This is a genomic window from Methanooceanicella nereidis (assembly GCF_021023085.1).
GTDB lineage: Archaea > Halobacteriota > Methanocellia > Methanocellales > Methanocellaceae > Methanooceanicella > Methanooceanicella nereidis.
The window spans coordinates 49,368-65,875 of record NZ_PGCK01000003.1 but is presented as its reverse complement, the minus strand read 5'-3'; the positions used below and the strand labels follow the sequence as shown (position 1 = coordinate 65,875).

Here is a 16,508-nt window from a genome sequence, read left to right as displayed (position 1 = left end):
AAAGTTTCTCTCATGGATTGTTAACAAGGTATTGTAATGGAAAAAGATCAGATACATTTTCTATAGAGAATGCCTGAGAACATAATGCTGTTTCCTGTGCCTGAAAGCATGATGCACAGCCTGCTACATCACTGTCAATAATATCCGTACGACAATAAGATCATAAACCTTCAGACTTTCAAAACATAGCACAAAAGATCCATAGAGCACTGGAATGCTCAGAACCTGTAAAAAGATGCAGCCTCAGCTACCCTATCAAAATATTAAAGAATTTTGTAGGTCCCCGAAGGAACCTAGTAGTAATTTATTAAGCGTTAATGAATTTACAAGAACCCGGAGCGCTGTAACAGTAACAGGTCTTCGGTGTTGAGCTTCTCTCCAGCCTTGAACTGGGCGAAAACATCCTCTGCCTGCTTCTTGTACTCGACCTTGTCCTTGGACTCTTTCTCGGTCTTTGCCTTCTTCTTTAATCCTACAATGACCTTATCGAAGTCGCGGATCTCCTTCTGGATCTTCAAGAACTGCTTGTGGTACTCGTCGGCGGTCTCCTGTGCCTTTACGAACTCCTTGTGCTGGGCGTCTGCCTCTGCACGGGTCTTGTCAGCCTCGCGGAAGCACTCGATCATCTTGTCGTGGTACTCCTGTGCAAGGTCAGCGTTCTCCTTGACCTTCTTATGGAATTCGGATGCCTGGTCCCTGAGACCCTGAGCTTCGCCAAGTAAGCCTTTCAGTTCATGGTTCTGCTCTAACTGTTCCTTCTTCTTCCTGAACTCTTCTTTTAATTCGGAGATCTTGTCTACAAGGGCGCGTTCCTTCTCGGTGGTGAGAACTTCGGTCTGCTGTTTGAACTCGAGGTGGTCGATCTCTTTCCTCAGTTCGTTGAGTGAGCGTCCTGTGCCAACGTTATCCTTCTTTCTCAGTGCGTCTACCTTTGCGTAGACCTCGTTGGCCTTCTCGTTAAGTTCGTTCCTCAGGTCTTTGTTGCTGCCGACCTGGTTGTTGAATTCGTCCCTCTTTACGCGGTAATCCTGTGCTTGCTCTATAAGCTCCTTAGTCTTCTTGTTTAATTCATCCCTCCTTTTTGAGAATGTACTGGCCTTGGAGTTCCACTCGTTACGGTTGTTCTTTAACTCCTCAGCCTCTTTGAGGTATTTTGTCTTTTTATCTTGCAGTTCTTTTAGCATGTCGTTTGTCTTCCTCCTGTTTTACTATAGGGATCAAAGACCCCAGATCTTTGCCCTCGACGACAACATCGGCAGCGCGTTTGACAACGGGTTTGGCGTTAAATGCTATGAAAGTGCCTACCACGCCGACCCAGCAAAGGTCGTTAGAACCGTCGCCCACTGCGATACAATCTCGGGGGTCGATATTTTCCAGTTTGCAAATATTCTCGAGAACCTCCTTCTTCGAATTTTGCTTCGTCAACGGCCCCCGGACTTCTCCGGTTGCCCTGCCGTCCTGGATCACTAGCTCATTTGCACAGACATGATCCATGCCGAGCTTGCGGCCGATTAGGTCCGCAATGATCGTGAAGCCCGCAGAAACTAGGGCTGTGCGATAACCCATACTCTTCAGCTCGGTTATCAACTTTTCGGCCCCGGTCATTAACGGGACATTCTCTGCTACTTCTTTTGCTGCCTTTTCGGGCAGCCCGCCGATTAGCTTTACTCGCTCTTTAAGCGCATTTTCGAAGTTCAGCTCGCCGTTCATCGTACGTATAGTGACCTGTTCAACGTAATCGCCGGCACCGTTGGCACGCGCTAGTTCGACTATGCCTTCGGCGTCGATAATAGTAGAATCCATGTCAAAAACTATAAGTTTTTTATCGTTAGAACAGCTTGCCTCCTTCATAAATCACCTGAGTTTAAAAAACTCATAGGCACCTTCGCCATCGAAACAGTATTTAACTGTTTGATACTGAGACTTAAAGAGTACTACATCCTTTTTAACCTTTTCGGGTTCCTCTTTATCGATGGCTACTCTCTTGATAAACCTGGCCACTTCTTTCATCTCAGGCTCCTTCATCCCGAGCCTGGTCAGTTCCTGCGTGCCGAGACGTAATCCTGACGGATTGTCCGTGGTATGTACATCGTCCCACGGGAATAAATTCTTGTTGGCGATGATGTTCGCTCTTTCAAGGTCTTGCGCTATAACGCTTCCGCCGCCGATCTTTGATACGTCGACTGCGACCTGATGGGACTTAGTGTATCCGAGGTCCTTACAGAGGACGTTGAAGCCCATGTCATCCATGTACGCTCCCAGCGCCTGCGCGTTCTTGACTATCTGCCTCGCATAGTCCTTTCCGAACTGTTTCATCTCCGCGAGCGTGATCGCGAGAGCCGCCTTATGATGTAAGTGGAAGTTGCTCACTGTGCCCGGGAATACTGCCTCGTCTATCTCGGCCGCGTATTTTTCCTTACATAATATCATGCCGCCCTGCGGTCCCGGGAAGGTCTTATGGGTGCTGCCGGTCAATACGTCCGCGCCCTCTTTCAGCGGGTCCTGGAACTCCCCTCCCGCTATCAGCCCGAGTACGTGTGCGCCGTCATACACTATTGACGCTCCTACCTCGTCGCACACTTCCCTTGCCTCCTTGACGGGATGCGGGAATAAGAATAAGCTTGCTCCGAACACGACGACTTTCGGCTTTATGCGCCTGATGTCATTGATCATCTTATCAACATTGATGTTCATCGTGTCGTAGTCGTATGGATGAGTGTGAACCTTTAATCCGCAGATGCCGGCGGCCGAATATTTTGCGTGGCTTATGTGGCCTCCGCAGGGCACGGCAAGTGCCATTATGTTATCTCCGGGATTTGTGAGCGCGAAGAACGCTGCTATGTTACAGTTAACGCCCGATATTGGCTGTACATTAGCATGGGGCGCATTGAAGATCTCTTTTGAGAGCTCGACAGCTTTTCCTTCTATTACGTCCACAAAACCGCATCCCTGGTAGAACCTGTGCCCTACCTGGCCCTCCGCGTACCTGTGGCCGAGATCGGAACATAATACCTGTCTTGCTATCGGGCTGGTGATATTTTCGCTGGCTATCATGGGCAGCGAATATTTAAAGAGCTCCTGGCTCCCCTCTACGGCATCGATTATAGTCTTGACGTCCGGGTTCAACACCTTATCCTCCAATTCGTATGATACTATGCTAATCGTTGTCAAGAATAAAAAGGTTTGGGTTAATATGGGAACATTATTAAGAAAGGTATAAGATTTAGGCTTAATAAGGCCTGTCCGGGCATTTTATTGATAAATGACAATTTTTTCGAGGACATAAATTAAGATACATGTTTTTTGGAGCTTAAGTAATTGTCATTGGAGATCATGGTTAAAAAATAGACCTCATAGATATAGTCAATAGAATAAAAACACCATAACGCCATCCAAGTATTTTTTATCACAGGCTTTAAGGGGGACGTTATTTTATTCTTATATTTTCTGATTTAATGAACATAATTATTATATACTAATTGCAATAATGTAAGTAATTGGGGGTATATAGATAGCTCTTCTTGTCAGGGAGCGGATAAGCAGCGCTGGCTATTTCCATGCGCTGCTTATCGGTTTGGCTTTATCGGGGGCGATAATCTCTGCCGCAGGCATTAGCATGGCCTATCAATCAGACACGGTGTTCCATTCTAGCGGCGCGCCCGTAATATACGGCGATGAGGATTTTAAGAGCAATGTCAACTTTGCCCTTGAATATCTAAAAAATAATTATCCGGATAGCTATTCTTCCGTAAATCACTGGATAACGGAGATCAGGCCAACAGAAAAATACACATGTATCAATAACCTGGGCATCTGCTATGTAGACGAGGAGGATATAAGCGCCTCATACGTATGGCTCGCAGGCGTGCTTATTCATGAAGCGAAGCATACCGGGGATGACAACACGTATTTCCTCGACAAAGAATATTCGCATGAAATATCGGAACGCAGGGCGATCTACGAGCAGGCGGCTTTTCTGGCTGATGCCAACGGATGGAGCGAGGAAGATAAGATAATATGGGCTGAAAGCTGCCTCGATTCTAAATTCTGGATAACCATACCGGCAGAGTATGGCGAGACTATTTAAGGCCATAACTTAAGGCTCATAAAAATTAAGGAAATACTAAGGCCCGGGAAGTCTTAAAAAACGTGCCTTTGTGCACGGATTCGTAGAGCCTTAGCGCCATTAGTGCATTGAACTATGATCTTACCTATGTTTTAGCGTCGGAGCATGCTGCTTTTTAATCTCGTCGATGAAAGCCTCTATTCTTCCCAGCGCCTCTTTTATGCCGTCCATTGACGTAGCGTAAGAGCATCTTAAATGCCCGACGCCAGATTCACCGAACACGCTGCCCGGCACCACGACGACGTGATACTCATAAAGCAGCCTCTCGGCGAACTCTTCCGACGACAGCCCGGTGCTTTTCACGGACGGGAAAGCATAGAACGCCCCTTTCGGCTCGAAGCAGGATAAGCCCATCGAGTTGAACCCGCGTACTATGACACGCCTGCGGCGGTTGTATTCGCTGACCATCTCCTTCATCTCGCTCTGGCCGCTCTTCAGCGCCTCTATCGCGCCCATCTGCGCAGTAATAGGCGCACAGAGCATGGTATACTGGTGGATCTTCATCATGGCCTCGATAACTTCATGATTGCCGCATGCGTAGCCAAGCCTCCACCCGGTCATCGCGAACGCCTTGCTGAAGCCGTTCAGGACTATGGTGTTATCCCTCATGCCGTTGAGCGAAGCTATGGAAGAATGAGTGCCCTCATAGGTGAGCTTATCATAAACCTCGTCCGATAGTACCATAAGGTCGTGCTCTATCGCGACGTCCGCCACTTCCTCCAGGTCCTTCCTGGTCATTATGGCACCTGTCGGGTTGTTCGGATAGCTGAGTATTATAGACTTCGTCTTTGACGTTATCTTAGCCTCGAGATCCTCTTTCGTGACGCGGAAATCATTTTCGGGCTTAGATGAGACGGATACTGGAACCCCGTCTGCCATCATGATACATGGCTTATATGAGACATAGCATGGCTCAACTACCAGCACCTCGTCTCCCGGGTCCGTTATTGCCCTTATGGCAAGGTCGATGGCCTCGCTTACGCCCGTCGTGACAAGTATCTCGTTCTTGGGGTTGTAATCGACGCCAATACCTTCCATCTCGTATTTCGATATGAGCTGCCTCAGTTCGAGTACGCCCCAGTTTGACGTGTAAGTAGTATAGCCCTTTTCGAACGCATACATGGCCGCTTCGCGCACTCTCCACGGAGTGACGAAATCCGGCTCGCCCACGCCAAGTGATATTACATCGTCGATGGTCGACGCGATGTCAAAATATTTCCTGATGCCTGAAGGCGGCAGGTCCTTGACTTTCTGCGATATCTTCATGGATGTATGACCAGCCTTGTATCCTCTTCGCGTTCGAACATGATCTCGCCTTCGCTCTTATACGAGCGCAGCATGAAATGAGTTGCAGTGTGCTGTACCTGTCCCAGCGGAGATATCTTCTCGGCCACGAAGAAGGCGACGTCCTTCATCGTCTTCCCCTTGACCACCAGGTGCAGGTCGTGGTCACCCGAGACTAGCATACAGGTGACTACTTCGGGGAATTTAGCTATGCGTTCGGCTATGGCATCATATCCGATGTTACGCTCGAGGCTGATCTGTACCTCGATTATGGCGTATACGGACTCGTCGCCGAACTTTTCCCAGTCGATGACTGTCTTGTACCTCTTTATGACGCCCCGTATCTCCATCTCCTTTATGAAGTCGGCGACGGCCTTCACCTGAAGACCTGTCTGTTCCGCTATTTCCTCAGGAGTCATACGTGCGTCCTTTTCGAGTAATTCGAGTACTTCTCTCATTGATAATTCCCCGTTATCGGAGATGAATTTAAATCGTATAACTTTAAAAGCTTAACTGTCCTGAAGTAGTGAAAGAATAAAGTGTAAGAGATTATTATGGGGTAAAAATAGGTTATTATGGCCCTAAGTGACTGAAGGCTCTGCAGATCTATTCACAAATACACTATGGGCTGGAAGGCGGAAATCCCTGAAGCCCGGTAAAACAAAGAGCCTTATCAAAGTGGTTTTAGTCAAAAACGAACGTATCGTCTTTGACCTATAACCGTTTCTGGTGCGTAAAATGAGTTATGATCGTATCGCCTAAAACGATCCAAGCCTCTCAACAGCGAGCTTGATGTCGTCGGCCTTTATGGTCTTCCTGCCGGCGTGGGCGCAAAGTTTGCTGGCCTCGGAGCCGATCTTCAGTATATAGTCCTCTGTGTACTTTACCATTTCATCGACGGCCTCTGCGGAGATCCTCTCTCCTCCGGCCTCGCTTAAAAGTCTTGCTATCGGAGCTTTTGAAATTTCTGACATAGTTAAACCTCTAGATTATGTTAAATTACTAGCGCTCATATGCAATATAAAATTTTTCATTTTTACTTATAAATCAAAGTCAATAAAGCATTTACGGCCGTGATAGAAAGAAAAAAAGTGTAATAAACGATTTTATAAAAATTTTCATTTCAATAAACATAAAATATATTGAATATTGGATATTATGGCTCATGAATGTACGTAGTTCAACATCAATGGACATATAATGTTTTAATGTTTATGGTCGTTCGAGAGAGGGCATCCGACATCAAGTAAAGATCTGACCATTCCGCAGAATCCTTTCTGTTTTCCGAAAACGTTCAGGCCCGGAAAACAATACGGACACTTTATCAGGTCACATTCCCTTGATACTATATCATTCCTGTAAGTCATCATTATGAAATGGAAGAAAGGCGATATAAATCAAACCTGCGAGCGTCAAGAAACTAATCGGACAGAAAAGACCATCTTCTTTTACCTGTGATGTGTCCGGTAATTTCTTTAACGTATATGTCAGTTATCTTTCTTCAAGTGCATCCCAAAGGCAACAAAGGAACGCCACCTTTTCACCACGAAGGCGAACAAGGAACACAAATTTTTTAATGGATATTCTAAATTTCTAAAAAAATTTGTGTTCCTTGTTCGCCTTCGTGCGTTTAGTGGTGAAAAAGAAATTATAAAACCAGGAATTAAAGGGACACACAACTAATGTCCGGTATTTTTTATATTCATACAGATAAATGAACGGTTCACTTTAGGAGCCGCATTATGTCATACTTTGTTATGACGCCCACTACCTTTCCGAGTTCCATCACCAGCACGGCGTGATAGGATTCCAGAAGGTGGGATACAGTGCCCATGTCCGTCCTTGGTGAGACTGCAGGGAACGATTCGTCCATATACTGTTTTACTTTAGATGTGCTTATCCTGCTGATGTCCTCGCTGCCCATAGCCTGTACAAGGATGCTTTCGGATATGCTGCCGATTGGAACCCCTTTTTCGATTACCGGTAATTGTGAAAACCCATATTTTTCCATTAGCTTGACGGCCTTATCAACAGTATCCTCCGGAGAGAGCGAGATTATCTGCGATGTCATAAGGTCTTTGGCCGTGACCTTGCATTTTTCCATCTCGTCAAGAGCGTTGATGATGCTTCTCAACGTAGAAAGACGCGGATCGACATCCCCGGACTCTATCCGGGCTATCAGAGGCTGGCTTACGTTAGCCTTCTCCGCTAATGCGCTCTGGGTGAGCCCGAGCTTCATCCTTCTTTTCTTAATGCTCTCCGGCGTAGGAAGTTCCATGATTAGCAAAAATGAGAATGGGATTATATATAGTTAACTATAGTATCGCGAGTCGAATCAATCGCCGTTGCGTATATAGTAAAAGGATATTCCAGATTTTTTGAGATATAGCTTAAATGACAAGCGATAAAATAGAAAAGGAAATAATAATCAGAAATTTATATATAATAGTCTATTTAATAATATATTTGGTACCATTCGTAACTGAATTAATTAATATGTATTCGATTAGTGCCCTTCCATGAGGTGAACAGCATAGCTGAAAAAGGATCGACAAGGGTGGCAAATGTCATATTATGCGCAATGATCATTTCTTCGATATTACTTCCGGCGGCGTCGATGCATGCCGGAGCGGATATCGATACATCGGTCACGGTAGGAGAAGACGAGATCGAGATAGACAGCTCCATCACAAAGGATCCGCTCAATGGAAATGCTCAGGCAGGCCAGATAATAGTGATAGAAGGCTATGTGAGCGAATCGATAGACATACGGGACAGGCCGGGCGTACTGATCCCCATCCCCGGCGCTATAATATATTTTATCCGTAACAACACGATAGTCGCCCAGACGATATCCAATCCAATAGGTTATTATTCTGTGGTCGTGCCGTCGGGAAAATATTCGGTAGTCGCTGTTGCAAGATCTTTTCAGAACAATATCTTTGAGGCGGACCTCCAATCCACCCAGACCCTGAACATCGGCCTTATCCCGATACCGTTCAACGGGTTCGTGCCATATGTCAGATACCCGGTCCTTGAGACCAGCCCCGGAAGGGAAGTAGAGTGTTCCATACTTGTGGAAAACTTCCAGGTCATAGACCAGACCGTTACCTTTACTGTGATCACCCCCGGCAGGGATTGGCAGGCATGGTTCCCGAAGGGCGAGGCATTACTGGTACGGACAGGAGGCTTTGACTTTAATACTTTCACCCTAAAATATACTGGAAATGAGCTAGGCACTTATATAGTAAAGATCGTCGTGAACGGCGGCGCATATTTTGCAGAGATACCCGTAGTGGTGATCGTTAAAGACCTGCCTTTCGAGAAAGTGGACCTTGGCTCTTATTCGCCGGAGAGAGTCGTAAAGCCGGGATCTACGACCGTTTTTACATTATCGCTGAATAACGATTATGCCGATAATAAGTTCATGGACTTCGTGATAGAGAAGCCGGAAGGCTGGACGGCGACCACGCTCAACGGAACGAAATTTTTCATACCGGACGAAGTGACAGCCGATACGGGATTATATGTTTATGTCCCTGAAGATACAGTGCCGGGTGAATACTATATCAATGTCACCCTAAAAGGCGAGAGGCTAAAATCAAATAAGCTCTGCCTGAAGGTCACGGTCGAGGGGGACCCTTTGTTCGACGCCGTGATCAAACTTAAGAAAAACGAGGAGGGATACCCGGTGATCAACGCCACAGAGGGCGAGAGCTTTGAAATACCTGTAAGGGTCTATAACAACTGGGAATTCCCGATCGAGTTCGTTATTTCCGCAGAGATAGGGGATAACTGGCCGTATTACATTAACGGCATACCCCGAGGCCATTTAGTCGTAGAGCCTGGAAAGGCCGGGGAGTTCATCGTGAAATCCAGCGTCCCTAATGGCACTACAGGTAACCACACAGCGAAAATATATATCGAATATAAAGAAAGCTGTGATACGCTTTTTGCATGTGTGGATTGCCTTCCAATACAGCTTCCAAAACAGCATGGCGTGCTCGAAGGCGTGATACTTACAGCCGCCACTGCGGGCACTCTGCTTCTGGCGTCGCTGATAAAATTCGGCAGGAAGCGATTTCCATAAAAAGATGCCTGTTATGATCGGCAGCATAAATTTGATGTCACACCTTTGTGACATAAAATTCCGAATACTCGTCCCCCATAGTGATACATTTCGTCTGTACAGCCTGATAGGTCTCCAGATTTAGCGGAAAAGGCCTGTCACCGTATACGAGATCCATTATGGATCCGGCAACTCCCCTGAGCATATAACATCGCGGCCTGTCCGATCTTCCGTATTCTTTCAGATACCCGTTTGCCTCGTATGAGTCATATGCTATGAGAGTAAGCTCTTCACCCGGGACAAGGCTTTTGACATGTACGTTGCCCCAGCCGAAAGCGTTGACTATCTCGACTATCGCCTCGACCCTATCATTAGACGTAGATATTAAAGGCTCTACGATCGATCTCCATTCTTGTGACTGCATGACAGCGTTCATCGTTTCAAGGCCGCACTCCTGTGCTGCGTGTATTAAGAGGCCTTCGATCGATTCGATAGCATATTCCCCTATCTCCTTTTCTGCCGAAAATAAGAACTCATAAGAAAAATCATTGTAAAAATCCGTGTACATGAACGTTAGATATACACCGAAGATCTTGATGAGACCATCCTTACCCTCTTCCAGCTTTATTGACCTGACGGTATCAACGATCTTCTTTTTGTCTATCGTCATATAGGCGACCTCACAACAAATACGCATTCCGGGCTGCCTGAGGCGATACATGCTGTCTCGGATACTTCATAGGAGCTCTGCGGCGCATTATTTATCACTTCGATCACTCCGGCGATGTACCCGGCGGTAAAATAACAGATATGATCCGGTCTTTCGCCATACTTTAATGTCCAGCTTTTTGGTATGAACCCTACGGAAGAAGAAGCTCCCTTTACTTCGCCATTAATGATGTCGAACTTTAGCCTTCCAAAACCCAGCTTGCCAAAAAACTCTTCGGCCGCGGCATATTTTTCATCGGTCGCGGTAATATTATTTTTTTCAAAAACCCTCCCGATATGCTTGATCGTGACTTTTTCGGCCGCGTCGTACATGATGCTTCCGCCATCCACATACGGGGATGAGTCTATCATTTTAAGCAGGTTTGAAATGTAATGATGACAGTGGATCGTGATACTGGAGCCGTAAAGATATAATGTCTTTGTCCGATCATCGTAATCAATGTTCAGCCGAAGTGAATCCATACAATATTAAATTTATTTTAAGTATTATAATAATATTTATCGTCTTAATCGCATCTGGGTATCGTGAAATGGAACGTGCTACCTGCGTTGACCTTACTCTCTGCCCATATGCTGCCATCATGTGCCTCCACTATTCCTTTGGCTATCGCAAGCCCGATGCCTACACCCGTGTACTGGTAAGACGGACGATATCCGACCCTGTAAAAGCCCGTAAATATTTTCTTAAGATCTTCTTCAGGTATCCCGATACCGGTATCCTTTACCTCCACATGGACGTTCTTTGGGGTCGCAGATACATATACACAGATCCTGCCTCCCGGAGGCGTAAACTTAACGGCGTTGTCAAGAAGGTTATCTATGACCCTGATGATCTTACTCTTATCGACGCATACCGAAGGCAGTCCAGGGGACATCTTCACTGTAAGATCAATATTTTTTGAGGATGCCACAGGACGTATCGCGCTAACGGACACATCCACTATGTCATATATGGAAGCCCGTTCTTTTTTGACATCAAAGCTTATAGACCCGGATTGCGAGAGCTCCGATAGGTTTTCCACGACCGTCATCATCCGGTTCACGTTACGGTCTATGACCCTGAGCTTATCTTTTTGTACGCCGGTAAGCGGTCCGAACGCGCCGTCTTTCATAAGCTCGGTATATCCGTGTATCGAGGTCAAAGGAGTCCTGAGCTCGTGTGAAGTGATAGTGATAAAATCGGTCTTCATCTTATCGAAATCCCTTAGCTTTTCATAGGATTTCAATATCTGCTTGTTAGCGCTTAACAGCTCGCCGAACAGTTTGGCTCGCTCTATCATGATCGATGCCTGGTTGGTAATGGTCATCATAAGGTCGATCTCGCCATTCTTGAACTTTCTTTTACGTTTAACGGAGTCAACGCTTATGGTCCCGATGAACTTATTGCCCACGAACATCGGCAGCACGAGAAGAGACTTGATACCTAAGAGTTTCACCAGCCTCCTATCCGACTCGCATAAAGGATGATCACGTATGTCCTCGATGGCAAGCGGCTTTTTAGACTCCATGACGACCTGGCTGAGCGTCTTATTCTTATCGTTCTCGCTGTAATCGAATCTTTGTCCTGAGAATATGGCGTTTACATCTGCGGTCGCGGCTGCAAAATAGTACTTTCTTTCGTCCTCGTCGTACAGGGTAATGTAACAATTGTCGGCGTTAATGACCTTATTAAAATTATTGACCATAACATCGATCAGCTCGTCGAGTGTCGCGGTAGACACGATGAGCCTGCTCACCTCGTTCAATATCGCAAGCTCCCTTGTACGTTCCAGGACATCCTTTTCCATGGCTTTCCTCTCGGTGAGGTCCTCAATGACCGCGATGACGTTCTTTATCTTATGCTCGGGGCCCATCACCGGAAAAAGTATCATACGTAATATCTTGATATGAGGCTTTTCAACTTTTTTCGGGAGCCGCGATATGTCATAGGGTATGATAAGTTCCGCGGCATCTCCGCTATCATATACTCTTTTTATCCTGGGCATCAGCCCGTGGCTCTCCAGGAGAGGGTCTTCCAGCAGATTATATTTATTGACCATGTGCTCTTGCTTAATGTCAAGCATTTTTACAAGGGCATCATTTACAGTGACACAATTACCATTACTGTCAGTGACCAGGATACCAAATGGAGACCGGGTTATTATTCCCTCTAAGGTGTCGCGATATTCCATTATTTTGTCTTCATCCTGAGGTGGTTTGATCAGGTGGAGGATAACATCGCCTTCACCCCTGGAGAAATGCAGGGACGTGATGCTGACAGGCACCTCTTCACCGTTTTTCTTAATGCAAATGACGTGACCCTGAGGCGTGACCATTAATAAGCGTTTGATACTGCTCCCTTTGATCTCATGCTCACCGTAACCTGTGAATGCGCTTCCCTGCGGGTTTAATTCCATTACGGTCCCGTCCGCGGACACAGTAATGGCCGCGAAGCTTGACATATCCAGTATTTTTTTAATGCCTTCATCCATGACGGCTTTGCTCTTTGCGAGCCCGGCAGTATAATAATTCATTCCGATGATGTTCGCGAAGCCATGGACAAGGTTTTTCTCGTCCTTAAAAAATCGTTCTTCTCTCTTAAGTTCTAGAATGCAGGATATTTTTCCGCCGCTCCTGACAGGGACCGCCAGAAAATTTGTCTCATCCGACTCCGAATATCCCGATAACATATCTGATTTGCCTGACAATAGGCTTTCCCATTCCCCGCGTTCGCGGACAGGGTACGGCCTCCCTATGATGTCCGGATCGTATTTACCCCAGCCGACGCGCGGTATAAGGGATCTTCCATCATCTGACAGTGCATATAACACAGAGGATGTGGCAGATACCGAAATACACATGCGCTGAAGCAGCAACGGGATCACGAACTCGCCTTTTTCCGCTTCGGCTGCGATCGAGATAGCATCAAGTAATGCACCCATGTATTCCGGATTCTCTATATTATGGCTATCTCCCGCTGCGATCGTCGTCCCATACTCTTTGGAGGGGTTCAAAATAACCACCGTATATGATATTATAATCATATATATTAATCATAATCTAAAAATAGTTCCCGGCTAAATTTGAATAAATCATAGATTTAAGATACAATGTCGTAATATATCCATAAACGGCAACGTATACTGCGGAATACACTATTTTTTCCAGTAAAGCAAATCTGAAAAAAAATCAAAATGAAAAAGAAATTGAATAAAATGGTCAGTTTAATTTTTGAAGCCTGATAGGATCAATCGTCGCGTCCATGACCAGGTCGAACGGCACTTTGCCGTACCATCCTGCTTTTGCGAACATGTCCATGAAGCAAATACCGAATACCTTTCCGCCCGGCTTCAAGATCTTTTTAACGACATCGTTCGTGCCTTCGGCACCTATCTTGCTCTGCGGCATCGAAAGCCCGCCGAGCAGTATCACGAAATCGGCATTTGCAGGGTCGACAGCGCCCCCTATCTGCATCCCTATCTCCGGGATCCACCAGATAGCCCGGGAGTCATCCAGGACACCGTCAGGCACAAGTACCATCTCTGCCTTTGAATCCCTTATAGTGTAAGCGAAAAGCTCAATAAAAGGCACGCATGTGCCCGCACTTCCTACAAAGACTATCTTGTCGCCGGGATTCATTCCCTGGGATGTCATCGTAGCCTTGAACATCCTCAACATTCCCGAAAGGCCGTGCGATGTTTCCAAAATTTGTGGATTTTCTTGTGTGCTATCCATTATACCTACTCCATCTTCTTTAGTTCCCTGACGTTCATGACCGCTGCGAGCGGTAAGATCCTTGTCTTGATGCCTGCCTCCCCGAACGCGGCGAACGGGTTTATTCCCGAATAGCTGGCTATGCCGCACTTACCTAGTTCGATAGGCACTCCTAGCAATGGCCTGACACTTTCGCATCCCGAAAAGATACCGTTAATATCTGCCGCATGGAGATCATCGAGCAGCTTTAGGGCAGAATCCCTGGCTGTCATCGGTATCTCCCTGATGTTCGCGAGCATGTAGCCGGAGCCCTTATCAAGGACGTTAATGATCGAGGTCATTTTACGGCTCGTGAAAACGCTCATCGGGTTGATGGATGTCCCGCTATAATCTATGACATCCGTGAAGCGCTGTATGACGCCATCGGTGATCTTGATTATGCCACCGTATTTCAGGTTGACGGGTATGCCGTTCTTTATCAGCACGCCGTCTATGGTGATGCTGCAAACGCTGGCAAAGGCGACCTGCCCCTCGGGCACGTCATTTTCCAGTATCTCCTCGCCTTCGTCCGCGACACGTATCTTGGGGCTTATGGCATATCCAGATTCCACTACCCTCTTCATCAGGCCGAACGCCTTATCAAAATCATTTTTGCTTACGTAGCAAATGTTAACGACCACGTCCCCGCTATTAGTGACGGGGTCAAACGTCGTCCGGATCTCGAAGTCCTCGATGCGCGTCGATATGAAGCCCATGCGGTCGGTGACGAGCGCATGCTTCAGCTCTTCCTCGCCCATCTTGGTCAATACTCTGCCGAGATACCCGTGCTTCTTAGTAAATCCCCTCTCGTCGAGCATCCTGAGATGGTATCTTGTAGCCCTTTCACCCAGGTTATACCCGCGCCTGTTAAGCTCTTCAGCGATCTTGCGGGCTCCCATCTCTTCTGTCGACTCGCTCAGTATCCTTAATATCTCGATCAACTTACGCTGTGTATCCGGGTCGGGCATCTGATATCTCCTTTTTAAGGACTAAGATTACTTTATGTCGCTTTATAATTTACTATTTTGTTATGAATTTTTATGAAACCCTATGAAGTTTTACCGTATCGATGAAAAAATACCGACAAGTATTAAATGAAACAATTGCTTTATCCCTGCTCGCCCGGGCGGCATGTGTTCATGCCGGATACGGGCCATATAAAAGCTATCGCAATAACGATGGCTTCTTCTAAAAATGGAGGAATAACATGGGATTATTCGACAAGGTGTTTGGCGGTAACCAGCCGGCCAAACTGACCGCGCCGGAGGCATTCACCGGTGTCGTATTAGCGGCTGTGGCATCCGATGGTTCCATATCCCAGGAAGAGGGAGTAGGCGTCATATCGGCTCTGTCCCGCATGAAGATGTACAGGGGATACAATGAGCCTCAGATGAAGAACTTGTTAGAGAAGGCCGCCAATACTCTTAAAAAGCAGGGCCCCGGGGCTATCATGATCGCGGCGAAAGAGACCCTGAACCAGGAGCTTCGTGAGTCGGCTTTCGCAGTAGCGGCAGACCTCATCCTTGCGGACGGCGTCGTCGAGGACGAGGAGAAAAAGTTCCTTGACGAGCTTCAAAAAGTATTAGGCGTCCCTGACGACCTCGCGCTCAAGATAGCAGAGGTCATGGTCATCAAGAACAGAGGATGAAAGAGTTAATAGCCGGATAAGATCCGGTACTTTTTTCTTTAGAGATTAAAATCCCGGAAGAATATTCTATAGTTCTCTCCACCACAAAGACCAGAAAAGGTTACTAAGGTCCACGGTTTTTCACCACAAAGGACGCAAAGGCAAATAAGGAACACAAGCTCAACCACAAAGGACACAAAGGCAAACAAGGAACACAAGCTCAACCACAAAGGACACAAAGGCAAACAAGGAACACAAGCTCAACCACAAAGGACACAAAGGCAAACAAGGAACACAAGCTCAACCACAAAGGACACAAAGGCAAACAAGGAACACAAGCTCAACCACAAAGGACACAAAGGCAAACAAGGAACACAAGCTCAACCACAAAGGACACAAAGGCAAACAAGGAACACAAGCTCAACCACAAAGGACACAAAGGCAAACAAGGAACACAAGCTCAACCACAAAGGACACAAAGGCAAACAAGGAGCACGAAGGATTTTTTATAAGTGATTGTGCATAGTGATTTTTGGATTTTAAATTCATAAAATTTTCAAAAGTCCCAACATATGAATATCTGATAAAAGGTAGTATCCATATTTTTATGTAAATCTTATATGACAGCCTCATAGCACATGCATAGATTCTCAAATTACAGCAAAATCGGGACAACACTTGATAAAAATTGCGAAGGTATCTTAAAAGAATAGCATATTCAAAAAAAAATTTGTGTTACTTAGTAACCCTTGTGTACTTTGTGGTGAAAAACCGTGTACCCTGGTTGCCCTTGTGTACTTTGTGGTGAAAAACCGTGTACCCTGGTTGCCCTTGTGTACTTTGTGGTGAAAAACCGTGTACCCTGGTTGCCCTTGTGTACTTTGTGGTGAAAAACCGTGTACCCTGGTTGCCCTTGTGTACTTTGTGGTGAAAAAGAAATA

Annotated in this window: 16 protein-coding genes; 3 read left to right on the top strand and 13 right to left on the bottom strand. The window is 46.3% G+C overall.

Annotation, left to right across the window (positions count from 1 at the left end):
- Positions 1–323: 323 nt before the first annotated feature.
- The 3 genes from CUJ83_RS04485 to glyA are packed head-to-tail and all read right to left on the bottom strand — an operon-like array spanning position 324 to position 3,162.
- Positions 324–1,184, bottom strand: a complete 861-nt coding sequence (locus tag CUJ83_RS04485; RefSeq protein ID WP_230741060.1) for a coiled-coil protein — start codon at positions 1,182–1,184, stop codon at positions 324–326.
- Complete coding sequence (gene serB, locus CUJ83_RS04480; RefSeq protein ID WP_439651949.1) at positions 1,162–1,851, bottom strand: phosphoserine phosphatase SerB; 690 nt, start codon at positions 1,849–1,851, stop codon at positions 1,162–1,164. The genes CUJ83_RS04485 and serB overlap by 23 nt, the downstream gene beginning before the upstream one ends.
- A gap of 3 nt (positions 1,852–1,854) precedes the next feature.
- Complete coding sequence (gene glyA / locus CUJ83_RS04475; protein ID WP_439651955.1) at positions 1,855–3,162, bottom strand: serine hydroxymethyltransferase; 1,308 nt, start codon at positions 3,160–3,162, stop codon at positions 1,855–1,857.
- 454 nt (positions 3,163–3,616) lie between these two features.
- On the opposite strand from glyA, the gene CUJ83_RS04470 reads away from it, so the two are divergent.
- Positions 3,617–4,087, top strand: a complete 471-nt coding sequence (locus tag CUJ83_RS04470; protein WP_230741055.1) for a hypothetical protein — start codon at positions 3,617–3,619, stop codon at positions 4,085–4,087.
- Between the two features lie 120 nt (positions 4,088–4,207).
- Here the strand turns inward: CUJ83_RS04470 and CUJ83_RS04465 are convergent, their stop codons facing one another.
- The 5 genes from CUJ83_RS04465 to CUJ83_RS04445 form a co-directional block, all read right to left on the bottom strand.
- The gene (locus tag CUJ83_RS04465; protein ID WP_230741053.1) at positions 4,208–5,392 is read right to left on the bottom strand and encodes an aminotransferase class I/II-fold pyridoxal phosphate-dependent enzyme; all 1,185 of its coding nucleotides are present in this window, start codon (positions 5,390–5,392) and stop codon (positions 4,208–4,210) included.
- Positions 5,389–5,868: an Lrp/AsnC family transcriptional regulator gene (locus tag CUJ83_RS04460; RefSeq protein ID WP_230741051.1), complete on the bottom strand. Its 480-nt coding sequence runs from the start codon at positions 5,866–5,868 to the stop codon at positions 5,389–5,391. Before CUJ83_RS04460 ends, CUJ83_RS04465 begins: the two co-directional genes overlap by 4 nt.
- Positions 5,869–6,168: 300 nt before the next feature.
- Positions 6,169–6,384, bottom strand: a complete 216-nt coding sequence (locus CUJ83_RS04455; RefSeq protein ID WP_230741049.1) for a histone family protein — start codon at positions 6,382–6,384, stop codon at positions 6,169–6,171.
- Between the two features lie 231 nt (positions 6,385–6,615).
- A complete protein-coding gene (locus tag CUJ83_RS04450; protein WP_230741047.1) occupies positions 6,616–6,780 on the bottom strand; it encodes a hypothetical protein in 165 nt (54 codons plus the stop codon).
- 353 nt (positions 6,781–7,133) lie between these two features.
- Positions 7,134–7,688, bottom strand: a complete 555-nt coding sequence (locus CUJ83_RS04445) for a CBS domain-containing protein (protein WP_230741045.1) — start codon at positions 7,686–7,688, stop codon at positions 7,134–7,136.
- Between the two features lie 246 nt (positions 7,689–7,934).
- Here CUJ83_RS04445 and CUJ83_RS04440 point away from each other — a divergent pair, with 246 nt between their 5' ends.
- Positions 7,935–9,500, top strand: a complete 1,566-nt coding sequence (locus tag CUJ83_RS04440) for a COG1470 family protein (RefSeq protein WP_230741043.1) — start codon at positions 7,935–7,937, stop codon at positions 9,498–9,500.
- Between the two features lie 37 nt (positions 9,501–9,537).
- Here the strand turns inward: CUJ83_RS04440 and CUJ83_RS04435 are convergent, their stop codons facing one another.
- The 5 genes from CUJ83_RS04435 to CUJ83_RS04415 form a co-directional block, all read right to left on the bottom strand.
- Positions 9,538–10,149 carry a 4-vinyl reductase gene (locus CUJ83_RS04435; RefSeq protein ID WP_230741041.1) on the bottom strand — a complete coding sequence of 204 codons (612 nt, stop codon included), beginning with the start codon at positions 10,147–10,149 and terminating at the stop codon, positions 9,538–9,540.
- Positions 10,146–10,670 carry a hypothetical protein gene (locus tag CUJ83_RS04430; RefSeq protein ID WP_230741039.1) on the bottom strand — a complete coding sequence of 175 codons (525 nt, stop codon included), beginning with the start codon at positions 10,668–10,670 and terminating at the stop codon, positions 10,146–10,148. Before CUJ83_RS04430 ends, CUJ83_RS04435 begins: the two co-directional genes overlap by 4 nt.
- Positions 10,671–10,714: 44 nt before the next feature.
- Positions 10,715–13,201, bottom strand: coding sequence for a sensor histidine kinase (locus CUJ83_RS04425; protein WP_230741037.1), 2,487 nt, complete (start codon positions 13,199–13,201; stop codon positions 10,715–10,717).
- A 205-nt stretch (positions 13,202–13,406) separates the two neighbouring features.
- Complete coding sequence (locus tag CUJ83_RS04420; RefSeq protein WP_230741035.1) at positions 13,407–13,922, bottom strand: DUF2124 domain-containing protein; 516 nt, start codon at positions 13,920–13,922, stop codon at positions 13,407–13,409.
- A 5-nt stretch (positions 13,923–13,927) separates the two neighbouring features.
- Positions 13,928–14,908 carry a DUF128 domain-containing protein gene (locus CUJ83_RS04415; protein ID WP_230741033.1) on the bottom strand — a complete coding sequence of 327 codons (981 nt, stop codon included), beginning with the start codon at positions 14,906–14,908 and terminating at the stop codon, positions 13,928–13,930.
- A gap of 239 nt (positions 14,909–15,147) precedes the next feature.
- Between CUJ83_RS04415 and CUJ83_RS04410 the strand changes: the two genes are divergently transcribed.
- Positions 15,148–15,588, top strand: coding sequence for a tellurite resistance TerB family protein (locus CUJ83_RS04410; RefSeq protein ID WP_230741031.1), 441 nt, complete (start codon positions 15,148–15,150; stop codon positions 15,586–15,588).
- Positions 15,589–16,508 lie beyond the last annotated feature (920 nt).